Origin of the sequence: Burkholderia contaminans, assembly GCF_029633825.1 — a bacterium.
Taxonomy (GTDB): Bacteria; Pseudomonadota; Gammaproteobacteria; order Burkholderiales; family Burkholderiaceae; genus Burkholderia; species Burkholderia contaminans.
The window spans coordinates 831,824-845,054 of sequence record NZ_CP090642.1; the positions used below are offsets into that span (position 1 = coordinate 831,824).

General features: G+C 64.6%; 16 protein-coding genes. 5 read left to right on the forward strand and 11 right to left on the reverse strand.

Annotated elements, in window-relative coordinates; genetic code table 11:
* Position 1 precedes the first annotated feature (1 nt).
* From LXE91_RS35820 to LXE91_RS35835, 4 genes are all read right to left on the reverse strand, one after another.
* Positions 2 to 1,033 (reverse strand): ABC transporter substrate-binding protein, encoded by a 1,032-nt coding sequence (locus LXE91_RS35820; protein WP_039371684.1) that lies wholly within the window; start codon positions 1,031 to 1,033, stop codon positions 2 to 4.
* 49 nt (positions 1,034 to 1,082) lie between these two features.
* Positions 1,083 to 2,012: a TauD/TfdA dioxygenase family protein gene (locus tag LXE91_RS35825; protein WP_039371681.1), complete on the reverse strand. Its 930-nt coding sequence runs from the start codon at positions 2,010 to 2,012 to the stop codon at positions 1,083 to 1,085.
* A 171-nt stretch (positions 2,013 to 2,183) separates the two neighbouring features.
* The gene (locus LXE91_RS35830) at positions 2,184 to 3,425 is read right to left on the reverse strand and encodes a hypothetical protein (protein WP_069301804.1); all 1,242 of its coding nucleotides are present in this window, start codon (positions 3,423 to 3,425) and stop codon (positions 2,184 to 2,186) included.
* Positions 3,426 to 3,751: 326 nt separating this feature from the next.
* Positions 3,752 to 4,717: an SDR family NAD(P)-dependent oxidoreductase gene (locus LXE91_RS35835; RefSeq protein ID WP_039371678.1), complete on the reverse strand. Its 966-nt coding sequence runs from the start codon at positions 4,715 to 4,717 to the stop codon at positions 3,752 to 3,754.
* A gap of 139 nt (positions 4,718 to 4,856) precedes the next feature.
* Here LXE91_RS35835 and LXE91_RS35840 point away from each other — a divergent pair, with 139 nt between their 5' ends.
* Positions 4,857 to 5,777, forward strand: a complete 921-nt coding sequence (locus tag LXE91_RS35840) for an AraC family transcriptional regulator (protein ID WP_039371675.1) — start codon at positions 4,857 to 4,859, stop codon at positions 5,775 to 5,777.
* 324 nt (positions 5,778 to 6,101) lie between these two features.
* Here LXE91_RS35840 and LXE91_RS35845 read toward each other — a convergent pair whose 3' ends face one another.
* Positions 6,102 to 7,040: a response regulator gene (locus LXE91_RS35845; RefSeq protein ID WP_039371672.1), complete on the reverse strand. Its 939-nt coding sequence runs from the start codon at positions 7,038 to 7,040 to the stop codon at positions 6,102 to 6,104.
* A gap of 231 nt (positions 7,041 to 7,271) precedes the next feature.
* Here LXE91_RS35845 and LXE91_RS35850 point away from each other — a divergent pair, with 231 nt between their 5' ends.
* A complete protein-coding gene (locus LXE91_RS35850) occupies positions 7,272 to 7,745 on the forward strand; it encodes an acyl-CoA thioesterase (protein ID WP_039371669.1) in 474 nt (157 codons plus the stop codon).
* A gap of 13 nt (positions 7,746 to 7,758) precedes the next feature.
* On the opposite strand, the gene LXE91_RS35855 is transcribed toward LXE91_RS35850, so the two are convergent.
* From LXE91_RS35855 to LXE91_RS35865, 3 genes are all read right to left on the reverse strand, one after another.
* Positions 7,759 to 9,201: a sensor histidine kinase gene (locus LXE91_RS35855; RefSeq protein WP_039371667.1), complete on the reverse strand. Its 1,443-nt coding sequence runs from the start codon at positions 9,199 to 9,201 to the stop codon at positions 7,759 to 7,761.
* Between the two features lie 272 nt (positions 9,202 to 9,473).
* Positions 9,474 to 9,686 (reverse strand): twin transmembrane helix small protein, encoded by a 213-nt coding sequence (locus tag LXE91_RS35860; RefSeq protein ID WP_006489184.1) that lies wholly within the window; start codon positions 9,684 to 9,686, stop codon positions 9,474 to 9,476.
* On the reverse strand, positions 9,683 to 10,033 hold the full coding sequence (locus LXE91_RS35865; protein ID WP_027792574.1) for a hypothetical protein: 351 nt from the start codon (positions 10,031 to 10,033) through the stop codon (positions 9,683 to 9,685). The genes LXE91_RS35860 and LXE91_RS35865 overlap by 4 nt, the downstream gene beginning before the upstream one ends.
* Positions 10,034 to 10,293: 260 nt before the next feature.
* Here LXE91_RS35865 and LXE91_RS35870 point away from each other — a divergent pair, with 260 nt between their 5' ends.
* Positions 10,294 to 11,052 (forward strand): YoaK family protein, encoded by a 759-nt coding sequence (locus LXE91_RS35870; RefSeq protein ID WP_039371660.1) that lies wholly within the window; start codon positions 10,294 to 10,296, stop codon positions 11,050 to 11,052.
* An 87-nt stretch (positions 11,053 to 11,139) separates the two neighbouring features.
* On the forward strand, positions 11,140 to 11,325 hold the full coding sequence (locus LXE91_RS35875) for a ribbon-helix-helix protein, CopG family (RefSeq protein ID WP_021158209.1): 186 nt from the start codon (positions 11,140 to 11,142) through the stop codon (positions 11,323 to 11,325).
* Positions 11,326 to 11,371: 46 nt separating this feature from the next.
* Here the strand turns inward: LXE91_RS35875 and LXE91_RS35880 are convergent, their stop codons facing one another.
* The 3 genes from LXE91_RS35880 to LXE91_RS35890 are packed head-to-tail and all read right to left on the reverse strand — an operon-like array spanning position 11,372 to position 12,835.
* Positions 11,372 to 12,208: a spermine/spermidine synthase domain-containing protein gene (locus LXE91_RS35880; RefSeq protein ID WP_039371656.1), complete on the reverse strand. Its 837-nt coding sequence runs from the start codon at positions 12,206 to 12,208 to the stop codon at positions 11,372 to 11,374.
* A 43-nt stretch (positions 12,209 to 12,251) separates the two neighbouring features.
* Positions 12,252 to 12,596, reverse strand: a complete 345-nt coding sequence (locus LXE91_RS35885) for a zinc ribbon domain-containing protein YjdM (RefSeq protein ID WP_039371651.1) — start codon at positions 12,594 to 12,596, stop codon at positions 12,252 to 12,254.
* Positions 12,593 to 12,835, reverse strand: coding sequence for a hypothetical protein (locus LXE91_RS35890; protein WP_135370815.1), 243 nt, complete (start codon positions 12,833 to 12,835; stop codon positions 12,593 to 12,595). Before LXE91_RS35890 ends, LXE91_RS35885 begins: the two co-directional genes overlap by 4 nt.
* A 124-nt stretch (positions 12,836 to 12,959) precedes the next feature.
* Between LXE91_RS35890 and LXE91_RS35895 the strand changes: the two genes are divergently transcribed.
* Positions 12,960 to 13,223 (forward strand): HPr family phosphocarrier protein, encoded by a 264-nt coding sequence (locus LXE91_RS35895; protein WP_039371647.1) that lies wholly within the window; start codon positions 12,960 to 12,962, stop codon positions 13,221 to 13,223.
* Positions 13,224 to 13,231: the final 8 nt, after the last annotated feature.

The window sequence follows — 13,231 nt, forward strand, 5'->3', positions numbered from 1 at the left end:
GTCAACTGCCGCCGGCCGTCGCCGGATCGTCGAAGAAGTAGTCGCGCCACGACTTCGGTTCGTTGCGGATCGCGCCGGTGCGATGCATGAACTGCGCGAGCGCGAGCGTGTTCTGCGGCGCGGTCTTGAACTGCACCTGCGGATTGCGCAGGATCTTCAGCAGCAGCGCGCGATCGATCTTCGATGCGTTCACGCGGATATAGGTATCGGCCGCGCGCTCGGGATCGGCCGCGATCTGCCGCGCGGCATCGGCAAGCGCGGCAACGAATGCGCGATAGGTCTTCGGGTTGTCGTCGCGGAATTTCTGGGTGGCATACAGCACCGTCGCGGAGCTCGGGCCGCCGAGCACGTCATAGGAATTCAGCACGATGTGCGCATTCGGGTTGCCGGCGAGTTCCTGCTCCTGAAACGGCGGATTGCCGAAATGGCCGGTAATCACGCTGCTGTTCGCCAGGATGGCGGCCGTCGCGTCCGGATGCGGAATCGCCTGCGTGAGCGCATCGAGCTTGTCGAACTGCTTGTCGCCCCACTGCTTCGCGGCCGCGTACTGCAGCACGCGCGACTGCACCGACACACCGACCGCCGGCACCGCGATGCGGTCCTTCGCGCTCAGGTCGGCGATCGTCTTCACGTTCGGATTGCTGCTGACGAGGTAGTACGGGAAATTGCCGAGCGACGCGACGCCCTTCACGTTCTGCCGGCCGCGCGTGCGGTCCCACACGGTCAGCAGCGGCCCGACGCCCGCGCCCGCGATGTCGACCGCGCCGGACAACAGCGCGTCGTTCACGGCCGCGCCGCCCGACAGCCGCACCCAGTCGACCTTGATGTCGAGGCCGGCCTTGCGCCCTTCCTTTTCGATCAACTGCTGGTCGCGCGCGACGTTCAGCATCAGGTAGACGACGCCGAACTGCTCGGCGATGCGGATGCGGCCTTCCGCGTGCGCGGCTTGCGAGGCGAGTGCGCCGGCGAACGCGAGCGCCGCGGTCAGGGTTGCCGCCAGCGCGCGGCGCGCCGGCAAAAACGAAAACGACATCGGAACTCCAGTCAGGATGGGGCGGAAGATTGACGCGGCGGCACGTGGCTCAGAAAGGCGCGTCGCCTTCGATCGTCGTGCGGTACAGCTTGCGGCGCAGGTGGTCGGGCGTGCCGGCGGCGAGATGCATCAGCGAACGGTTGTCCCAGAACACCAGATCGTGCTCGCGCCACTGGTGCCGGTACACATGCTCGGCACGCACGCTGTGTGCGAACAGCTCGTCGAGCAGCGCGCGGCTTTCGTCGTCGGGCAGCCCGACGATGCGCGTCGTGAAATGCTCGCTGACGAACAGCGCCTTGCGGCCCGTTTCCGGATGCGTGCGCACGACCGGATGCACGACCGCGGCAACCTGCGCGATCTGCTCGGGCGACAGGTTCGGCCGCCATGGACTGCGCGCCTGCAGCTCCGCATAGCGTGCGAGATACGTATGCTCGGCGCGCCGCCCTTCCACCGCGCGGCGCAGGTGCGCGGGCAGCGTGTCCCACGCGAGATGCATGTTCGCGAACAGCGTGTCGCCGCCTTCGGCCGGCAGCTCCTGCGCATGCAGCAGCGAGCCGAGGCTTGGTTTTTCCTTGTACGACAGGTCGGAATGCCAGAAATGGCCCGCATCGCCGAGCCCGACCGGTTTGCCGTTCTCGACGATGTTCGACACGATCAGCACCTCCGGATGGCCGGCCAGCGCGAACTGGTGCAGCACGTGGATCTGCAGCGGGCCGAAGCGGCGGCTGAACGCGATGTGCTCGTCCGGCGTGATGCGCTGGTCGCGAAACACCAGCACGTGGTGATCGAGATGCGCGCGATGAATGCGCGCGAAATCGTCGGCGCCGAGCGGTTGCGACAGGTCGAGGCCGATCACTTCGGCGCCGAGCGGTGCATCGAACGGCACGATGTCGAAGTGCTGCGCCGCAACGTGCGGCCGCGATGCGGGCGGATGCCCGGCGGAAAGCGATGCGTCGTCGCGGATGGCGGTAGTCGTCACGGCACGGCCCCAGATTCGGTCAAAACGCGAATCTACGAGTGCGTGCCGGACGGCGTCAACGAAGCGATTCCGATACGTTTATCTGCTGCGCTGATAAAGATCGCTGCTCCCGCATACGGCGCGGCAGCGGGCGGCGGGCTCACGTGCGAAAACGGCCGGCCGCGGCCGCTGTCACGACTCCGTCGAAGGGTCGGATACGTGCACGGCGCCTTCCGGATACCGGATGTCGACCAGCCCATTCTTGTCGCGGATGCGTAACGGCGGCACGGCTTCCACGCTCGCGCGGTCGATGCCTTCGCACACGGCCAGGTTCGTGTTGGTCCGGTAGTACACGCGCTGGTCGTCGACCGCGAAGGCCCAGTTCAGGAAGCGCAGGCTTCCGGGGTCGATTCCCGGCAACGGCTTGCGGTAGTTCTTGCCCCACAATACGTGCCCGCTGGCGTCGATCAGCATGTCGTGAAAGACGCCGCGCGCGGTCTCGACATCGACACGCCCGGGCTTGTCCACGACCTTGCCGTCGTAAAGAATCTGCGCGCCGAGGCGTGCGTACCGGTACCCGAGGCCGACCACGCCGGCCGGATCGTCGATGCCGCGCTTGCGCACGCCGGCGCAGAACAGGTGCTTCGCATCCCGCGCGTACGCGCCGCCGATGTGCGTCAGGGTGGCTACGTCGGCCTTGACGACGGTCAGATGGCATTGGCCGCGATCGGGATCGTAAGGGTCGCGCTCGAAGTAGTAAGCCTGCCGGGCATCGCGGTACCAGTCGCCGCCCACGGATTCCAGCGTGGCGGCATCGCCGTCGGCAATGAGGCCTTCGCCTGCATGGTCGTAGCTGAACGCGGCGCCGGCCGCGTAGTAGCGCAGCCCCGATGCATCGACGGCAAAGTTGTCGACCAGGTGCCGGAAGCTGGCGAGATCGAAATTATTGAGCGCGCAATACTGATCCCCGCTGCCGGTGCGCGCCCAGACACGTTCGCCATCGCTATGGAACGGCCCGCCGAGCGGCGCGAGCGGCTCGTTGCGCGTATCGCGCAGGCGCCGTGCTTCCGCCGCCTCGCGGCGCTGCGCTTCCTCCGCGTCGTAGATGGCCTGCTGTTCCGGCGTGACTTTCGACGCCTCCTCGACCTGCTGCATGTGGCGCGCATGCAGCGACTGCACGGATGCGATGCAGTACACCGCATGCGGGACCGAGCGCAGGTACAGCGCCCAGTCCTCGTCGTCGCACCGGTAGAACCAGTGCACTGCCTCGCCGTCCCACCCGGCCGGGCCGGTGCGTGCCTGCAGCGCGGCTTTCACGTCCCGGACCTTGCCGGGCACGAGGAAGGAAAGGCTGTAGCCGGTATCGCCGACGATGTCGAGGCTCTCATCCTCGAACAGGCGCCGCATCAGTTTTTCGAGTTCTTGCAAGGTCATGGGCTTGTGCCGGCCCGGTGACGGGCCACGGAATGAACGGAGGTGCGGCGGTCATTCTAACCATGCGGACGTGCGCCGACCCGGCCCGTTCGTGACATTCGCGTGCTGCACAGGCCAGCCGGTGATGTCCGTCATGCAAGGCTTCAAGCCCACCCGGGCCGGGAGACGAATCGCGAGTCGACGGTACCGGCCCGCAGAATGGGCGTTGTCAGGTTGCGGGCGACAACCTGAGCGCGTCGTTGCATCCGGATTCGCGCGGATTTCGTACCGGCCGCCTGCCCGTGTCGCCGCCGATGCCCATGCACTCCAGCATGAGCGCCCGGGCATCAACGGCGCGCCGCAAAGGCATCGATCCCGGTCACCTCCGCGGACCACGCCCACAGACGCACCGCCTGCTCCGGATCGATCGCATGCGGCCGCACACCCGACTCCTCGTTTCCCTCCGTGACAACCGCGATGTCGCAATCCTCGCAATAGACCCCGCCTATCCCGGCAACGCGCGGCGACGTTGCCGCCCAGACCTGGGTCGCCGCCCCTTGGGCGGGCGTCTTGAAGGTCGGATCGATCGGCACGCCGTGCTCGTCCACCCAGCCCTGAGCCATCATCTCTTCGCGTGTCAGGTGACGCTGCAGCGGTGTCGCGATCTTGCCCGGATGCAGCGAATAGGCGCGTACGCCAAACGGGGCGCCGAGCGCGTCGAGCTGAACCGCGAACAGCGCGTTCGCGGTCTTCGACTGCCCGTACGCCAGCCATTTGTCGTAGCCGTGTGCGAACTGGACGTCATCCCAGCGAATCGGTGACAGCCGGTGCCCAAGCGACGACACCGCGACCACGCGGGCGCCGTCACCCTGCGCGAGCACGGGCCACAGTCCGTTGACGAGCGCGTAGTGCCCAAGATGGTTGACGGCCATCTGCGCTTCGCGGCCATCGCCGACCCGCGTCTCCGGGCACGCCATGACGCCCGCGCTGTTGATGACGATGTCCACGTCGCGGTGCGCGTCGACGAACCGCGCCGCGAACGCGGCCACGCTCGCGAGATCGGCGAGGTCGAGCGCCGCAACCTCCACACCGGCGACGCCACGCGTTGCTTCGCGCGCGGCATCGACGCTCCGTGCGCCGACGATGACGGTCGCACCGGCTTCCGCCAGTGCGCGCGTCGTTTCCAGGCCGAGACCCGAATGGCCGCCCGTGACGATCGCGGTCTTGCCATGAAGGTCGAGATCGGCCAGTACGTCGCTTGCCGTCGATGCAGCGCCGAATCCGGAATGAAGGGGGTGTTGCCTGCTCGTCATTGAAGGCTCCTGGAACGATGCGTGAAGCACGCGCCCGCCTGTCGGCCGCGTCACTGCACGAATTCATTTTCCGGCGATGCCCCTGGACTGTGAATGCAATAGAATCCGGTTTTTCGGCGAGATCGTCCGGAGCGTGAGCGTGGATCCTCTATCGGAAGTGCTGTCGCTGCTGGAAACGCGCGATTCGTATTTCACCGGCCTGAAAGCAGGCGGCGCGTGGGCGGTTGCCATTCCGCCGCCCGAGGGCATCAAGTTCAATGCGGTTGTCGAAGGAAGCTGCTGGCTGAGCGTCGACGGCGCCGGACCGCCCATCCAGTTGCGCACGGGAGACTGCTTCCTGCTCGCCTCGCCGCGGGCATTCCGGCTGGCGAGCGATCCATCGGTTACGCCGGTGCCTGCCGCCGACGTGTACCGGAACGTCGAACGCGGTATCGCGCACCATGGCGACCCGGTGAACTGCTTCCTGATCGGTGGCCGCTTCTCGTACGAGGAAGGCATGCCGCTGCTGCTGGGCAGCCTGCCGCCCGTAGTCGTCGTGAGCGGGGACTCCGAGCAGGCGGCGGTGTTGCGCTGGGCGCTCCAGCGGCTCGCGCATGAATTCGGCAAGCCATCGCCAGGGGCATCGTTGATGGTTCGGCATCTCGGTCACATGATGCTGGTCGAGATCCTGTGGCGCTACGTGGACGACGGCGCGAGCAGTGATGTCGGGTGGCTTGCCGGGTTCTCGGATTCCCGGGTGAGCACGGCACTTGTCGCCATTCATGCGGAGCCCGCGCGACGCTGGACCGTCGACGAACTCGCGACCTGCTGCCACGTATCGCGTTCGACGTTCGCGCTGCATTTCAAGCGGCGGCTGGGATTCGGGCCGCTCGAGTACGTCCTGCGCTGGCGCGTGCAGCTCGCGATGCGGGAACTACGACGCTCGAACGCGTCGATATCGGCGATCGCACAGATGCTCGGCTACGACTCGGATAGCGCGTTCGGACATGCTTTCAAGCGCATCGTGGGCTGCTCTCCCCGCGCGTATCGCCATGACTTTGCGAGCGAATCCCGCGGTTAGCAGGCCGTTGAAAACCCGTCGGAAATTTGCGGATCGTTTGTCGCTGCAGTTTTTGTGAAACGTGATGACAATATCAGATCGACAATCGATCGATATTGAAAGCGCGTGCAGACCGTTGGTCAACGGTCTGCACTGAATGGATGTGCCGTCTATTGGAATATTGGAAAAGTGGGCGGCCCTCGGAACAAGGTTTAATTGAAACAAAATCCCGCGCCGCTGATAACTGTCAACATTGACAGGGATTGTTCCAATTCGAGTGGCTGCCGGGTCGACGACAGTACCGCCTCGCCGATCCTTTCCGTCCGGAAATGGGCGGATGCGCTTTTACGCGTGACGCCATTTTGCCAATGTAGGCAGATCGCGCTCGGCGGCCGGATCATCCAGACGGATCCAGCTGTAAAACGTGCCGTGCCATCCCGGAACGGGTAGCGGGGCCGCGCAGCGAATGTCCGCGAGGCCCGGCCGATAGGCCTGCGATGGCCAGAACAGCGGCATGATGCGGCGCGCTTCCATGCCTTGGCGCAATTCGGCCGGTCCGCCCGCGTCGGACACGATATCGCAGTGGAACGACCAGTCCTCTTCGCTCCAGGCGAGAAATACACTTGGCGCGCCGGCGGCATCGAACATCAGCACCGCGTCCTGATTGGGGCGCCAGTAGTATTCGACGATGCCTTCCCGCGCGGCCACCTCGTCGATCAGTTTGACGATCCGGGGATCCTGGTAGGTCGCCCCCGCCTCGTGCAGGCTGATGTGCCCGCGGGCCGCGCAGCACTTGCGCTTCGCGTCGTCCAGCGCGGTTGCCAGCTTGCGCGCCATCTCGACGTCGGTTTTCTTCAGATAGCAATCGATCAGCCCCGCGTTGAACGCGGCCACCGCCTCGCGCTCGTCGGCGATGCCGGTGAGCAGGATTTTCGTGCAGTTCGCGTTGCGGATGGAGGTCAGAAACTGGATGCCGTCGACCTCCGGCATCGAATAATCGACGACCACCGCGCCCACCGCCTCGAATCGGGCAGGATCGGCGAGCGCATCCTCGCCGATCGCATTCCCGCCTGTTTTCTCCGCACCGAAATAGTCCGCGGCCGTTGGCGGCATCTCCGTGTCACGCGACGACACGAAGTCGAGCGCCGCCTGGGGGTGCGTAAAGAAGTGGTTCAGGCGTTCGTCCGGAAATGCGCCCCGCAGCGCCTGCAGGAAATCCGGATTGTCGTCGACAAATACCACGGACACGGGATAGAGCACCGGCTGCCTAACGAAGGGTTGCATATGAGTCTCGATAAATCAGCAGAAAAAGAAACGGTATCGGAGACGCTTTACCGCGAATGATTATCGCCGCAATTATCCGGTGAAAACGAGACGCACATCAACTGATCCGCATCCGTGAATTCTGCACGTTTCAAACGCGCCGCGCAGCAGAATTGCACGGGGAGAATCGGGCCATTCCTTCTCGTTGAGGGAATGCGCAGCTACCGCCAGTAGCGATTCAAGGAGTTATCCATGTTGACGCGAGACGCGATTCTTCACGTCCTTTCCAACGAAACGGCACATCTGTCCGAGAAAACCTTCCACCACGTGGTCGACATTTACCTCAAGGATTCCAATGCCTTCATGAATACCTATTTCGCACGCTATTTCGAATGGCAGGGCGTGTGCCGTGAACGCTGGTTTCACGAATGCATCCACAACAACCTGATGGCGGCCGGCGGGGCATTCGTGACGAAGCGCGCGCATCAGGAATACATCCACGAGACGTTTCCGTTCCAACGCGTGGATTGCTTTCTCAATACGTTCGAGGTCCGGCAATGTTCGGCCTACCTGCTGTTTCGCTTCTACGTTGACGGCCGGCAGGTGTCGCTGGGGTACCAGCAAATCGTGTTTGCCGGTCCCGACAAGCGGATCCGCCGGTTTCCGCCGGGCATCATCGAGCGGGTCAAGGCGTATGAACTGATCCTGCCGTCCGCCGCGAACTGAACGTGAGACCGACCTACCCGATGCGATAGCGCCGGGGGAGCGCCGGCGGATCGCGCAATGCATGGTCCGCCGGCGCTCCGGGCTCCGGCAGCCGAATCGTGAACGTGGTCCGCACGCCGGGGACGGATTCACACGTGATGGTGCCACCGAGCGCTTCACATGCGCGGCGGCAAAAACTCAGGCCCATGCCGGCGCCGCGCCCGTGCGACTTGGTCGAGAAAAAGGCGTCGAAGATTTGAGGGAGCACATCGGGGGCGATGCCCGGGCCCGTATCGCTGAAACGCATCACGCAGTAACCGTTGCTGCGATGCGCGTCGATCTCGATCTGCCCACGGCCGTTTGCATGGATCGCGTACAGGGCGTTTTTCAGCAGATTGAAGATGACGAAGATCACGAGCGAGTCGGATCCGAAAAACTGGATGTCCGTATCGATCGCGTCGACCGACACGCGGTCCCGCTCACCCGGACGGAACGGAAAGCGATCCACGGCGGCGTCGACACAGGCCCGTATCGGATAGGCCGCGAAGCTGTGGCGATCGAGTCGGTCCAGCGTAAAGGACGCCAGGGACATCTCGACCACCGTACTCGTGGTGTCGACCTGGCGCCGGATCGACGACGCGAGCGCCGGTAGCCGCTCCAGTTGCCCCGGATACAAAGCGTCGGCGCACAACCGGTGCTCCACTGCCAGCCGATACCCGCGCAGCAGCACCGGCAGGACGGTGCGCAGCTCGTCCGCGTGCAGGCCGATCGCCGCCAGCGGCGTGGCCACTTCGTGCGCGACCGTCGCGGCCAGCAGATAGGGGCCCATCAGGCCGTAGCGGACGATCGACGTCGCGAGAATCCCGAGGCTGATCGCGATAAACAGCACCCCCACCGGATAGAACTCGACGCCGTAGTTCACCGCATAGTCGGTCGCCGCGAGCGAGTAGAGGCCGAGGCTGACGAGACATTGCGTGAGCAACTGCCGGACGTCGCGTGCCCGCCCCTCGCGTCTTGCGTCGATCAGGAGCCAACCGCTGCGGACGACCAGGAGTACCGTCTGTGCGACGTGCAACGGATGCAGTGGGCCCGCGTTGGGATACGGGCCAAAGAAATGCGGGCGAAATCCATCGACGACCGCATTGCTCGTGACCAGCAGCACGGCCAGCAGGACGCAGAGTCCGTAGGACGCGAATATGAACGGCCGCTCGCCCCGACGCGACACGACCTCCGTCACGAAATGATAGAAGGTCGTCGGCAGAAAAAGGATGAACAGATAGCCAGCCTTGACCAACACGTTGGCGACGTCCGCGTCGGTCGTCTGGAACAGGAAGGCCCACGTTCCCTGCCAGACGAAGGTCGTCGCGCACATCAAGGCGAACGGGACGGATACCCGCGTGAGGCCCTTGGTGGCCAGCACGTAGAGGCCAAACCCGAGAAACAACGCAGAGACAAACGCAGGCAAGATCGAGTACATATGCGTGAATCCACAATGTTTACTGGTCGCGCACCACTGAACTGTCCTGGCCGGTGCCATTCGCGAGAGTAGCACGCCGCGGCAGGCGAGCGAGCGCGGCGGGTTTGTCCACGGGGCCTCAGTGCATCACCATCGTTGCGTGCGTTGTGCGAAACCCGATTTTGATCATGCAGGTCACGCCATCACGATAAGTTTTCTTATCACAATAGCGCGATTGAAGAGCCGAACTCGCATTTGTGCAAACGCCCCGCATGCAACGAGGCGTTCGCCTTTCACCGCCCGATCGGCAACCCGGTCGGCTCGATCCAGCCCAGCTTGTAAGCGATCAGCAGCGACAGGAACAGCGTGACCGACAGCCCGACGCGTGCCGCGAGCGACCATGCCATCCGCTTGGATTTGCCGCGATCGTGATTCATGAAGTACAGCGCGAAGATCAGGCTCGCGATGATCATCGCGAATGCCACGGAAACCAGCAGAGTTTTCATTGGTGATGCCCTTGAAGATCGGAATCGGCCTGAATCAGTTCGGCCAGTTTTTGCCGCTCGTCGGCGAGCGCGCCGACGCCCGACGCCGGCCAGTCCAGCGCGACGCCATTGCCCAGCGAATCGCGCACGAGCGCCTGGTAGCGCCGGTCGTTGATCCGGCCGTGGTCCATCGTTTCCGAGATCTCGCGCCGGAACGGCAGCGGGAAACTCGCGTACGCGCGCGACAGCGCCGCATATTGTCTCGCATCGATCTCTTTCGACGATGGTATGACAGTCCAGATCACCACGGCCACGATGGCCGTGAACGGGATCGCCGTGTAGCGCAGAATGAACTTGATCGGGGTCATGAAACGGTGGGCAGAAGTGATCGCGAAGGCGGTCGGCGCGGCCGTGCGGCAGCGAAGCCGCAGGCCGGCCGCGTCGGGTGACATTGTACTGAATGCCCTATTCGACTAACAGAGTATGATAATGGCATTATCATGTTCAGCACATGATTCGAGAGATCCGGCACCTTGTACGCAGGCGGCATGCCCGTCCTGCCGTCCGGTGCCGGTCGTCATGTCCGTGCCCGCGATCCGCGGCGATTGAGCGAAACCCCTGAGCCCCTATGCCAGCGCAGTACTTTCGAAACCTGACGGGAAAACACCGCAGCGCGACCGCGAACCGTCAGCTCGGGTTCTCGCTGGCGTTCGTCGCCGGCGCGGCCAATGCCGGCGGCTACCTCGCGGTCAAGCAATATACGTCGCACATGAGCGGCATCGTGTCGGCGATCGCCGACCAGATGGCGCTCGGCGACGTGCCGCTCGCGCTGGCCGGCATCAGCTCGCTGGGATCGTTCCTGATCGGCGCCAGTTGCTCGGCGATCCTCGTCAACTGGGGCCGCCGCCGCGGCCTGCACAGCCAGTTCATGCTGCCGCTTTTGGTCGAGGCCGCGCTGCTGCTCCTGTTCGGGCTGCTCGGCAGCCACCTCGCGCTGTGGGAAACCTTCTTCGTGCCGGTGACCGTGACGCTGCTGTGCTTCATCATGGGGCTGCAGAACGCGACGATCACGAAGCTGTCGGGCGCGGAGATCCGCACGACGCACATGACCGGCATCGTGACCGACCTCGGCATCGAGCTCGGGAAGCTGTTCTACTGGAACCGGTCGGCAGTCGACGTCGACGCGCATGCGGTCATCGCCAACCGCTCGAAACTGCGGATTCACGCGACGATGCTCGCGTCGTTCTTCATCGGCGGCCTGGCCGGCGCGATCGGCTTCAAGCATGTCGGCTACGTATCGACCGTGCCGCTCGCCGCGGTACTCGTCACGCTCGCGATCGTACCGGTGATCGACGACCTGCTTGTATTGATCCGCAGCAGGCGCTGATCGCGCATCGGGAGAGCGCTTTCGGCGGTGGTGCCGAAGGCGGATCGATTATAATTTGATTAACATACCGACCACCCTCGCCTCGCAATGGAAACGAAAACCGCCCGCCTGACCGTCCTGATCGACCCCGCAAAAAAGGAAGCCTTCGAGATGCTCTGCGCAGAGCAGGACCTCACGCCTTCGCAAGTCGTGCGGCAACTGATCCGCGAGTATCTCGACCGTCACGGCGTGACGTACAAGACCAAGAGCGCGCTCGGCAAACGCGTGAAATAAGCGTGGCCGTACGGGGCCCGCGCCGGCAGCGGCGCCCTCATGCCGGCTACGCGCCGATTTCCCATCGCGCATGCGGCTGCGCACGCATCAGCAGCCGTTGCGGGTCAACGCCCTCCCCGGCCTTCATCCGCCTCGCCGTGGCAGCCAGCTTGAGCTCGCCGGCCCGTGCGCACGCAAGTGCGCGTTCGAGCAGGATGCGGAGCGACGGCAGCCGGTTGCCGCCCTTCCATGCGAACGCGATGAAGTTGTTGTCGTCGCCGCACGGCACCAGCGTATACGACACACCGAATATCGATCGCAACTGCTCGAGATGCTCGGGCAGCGCCGGATCGTCGTCCATGAAGTTGATGGCCAGCACGCCGTTCTCGCTCAGGCGCGCGTGACATGCGGCGAGGAATGCGGCGCCCGTACAGCGGCCCCGCATGCCGTCGGCGACGAACGCGTCATGCAGGATCACGTCCGTCCTGACATCCACCCGTTCCAGATGATCCGCGCCGTCGGCGCACACCACCGTGAACCGGCCGTCGTCAGCGGGAATCCGGAAAACGTCACGCAGCGCGATCACGTCCGGGTTGATCTCGACCGCGTCGATCGTCGCACCGGGCAAGTGCCGGTAGCAGTACTTCGCCAGCGAACCGCCGCCGAGCCCGAGCATGCAGATGTGCGCGGGCTCGGGCTGCAGCAGCAGAAAGCCCATCATCACGCGCGTATAGCCGAGCTCGAGCCGGCCCGGATCCCGCAGCGACATGAAGCTCTGCGTGCCGAGATGGTCGAAATGCAGCGACAGCGCGTGCTGCGTCTCCAGCACGAACGGTCGGCCATCGTTCAGCGGCGTCGCCAGGAACCTGATGAACGCGTCGTAGGAAATTCGATCCTCGGCCATGAACGGGCAGTCGATTGCTGACGGTGGATTGGAGCGTGCGCGCTCAGACTTTCTTCAGGTAGCAGGCCTTCAGCATGAAGCCGCCCATGTCGGTCTTGCAGTCGACCTCGTGGTCGCCGCCGACGAGCCGGATGCTCTTGACCTTGGTGCCCATCTTAAGCGTGATCGACGAGCCCTTCACGCGCAAATCCTTGATCAGCACGACCGAGTCGCCATCCGACAGCACGTTGCCGTTGGCGTCCTTGACGACGTCGCCCGCCGGTTCGTCGCCCGTTTCGGCGCCGGCGCCGGCCGACCATTCATGGCCGCAGTCCGCGCATACGGTCAGCGTGCCGTCGGGGTAAGTGTTGTCCATCGCGCATTGCGGGCAGGCGGGGGCGGCGTTCATTGCAGCTTCCATTCAGGGGGAGTTGAGTCGTCGATAAAAAGGCCGGGCGCGCTGGCAGCGCGGCCCGGCCGGCCTGAAGGCACGCGCCGACGGATCGGCGGCCCGCCTCCGGCGCACACGGCATTATAATGCAATACACATATATTGGTTGTTGTATTATAATCAGCGTTTTCACGCCGTTCGCCGGACTTGTAGCCCGTTTCGCCGAGAATGCCGGCACATGCGCGCAGGATATCCATGCCCCGGCTGCGCTGCCGGCTTTCCGGAGTCATGCGGAAAAGCGCATTTCTCGCTTGCCTGGCACACCGCCGGCCCGGCGCCGCACACCGATCCCGACGTTCCGTCCAGAGGCTCTCCGACATCGTGGCAACCGTTGTGTACGTTGAAATCGGCGCCGCGTGGAACCGCAACCGCGGCTACGCCGCACGAGAAGCAGCCGTCGACGCGGCGCGCGGCTTCGCAAGCGACATCCTGCTGATCGCGAACGGGATCAGCAGCGATGCGAAGGACAGCGCCGCCGTCGCGGCGCTGCAGGTGCACGGCGGCACGTCCGCGCAGGTGCTGGCCACCGGCCCCGACGAGGAGGCGGCACTGCAGGCGCTGCTGCCCGTGCTGCAAGCGCGCTGACCGGCGCG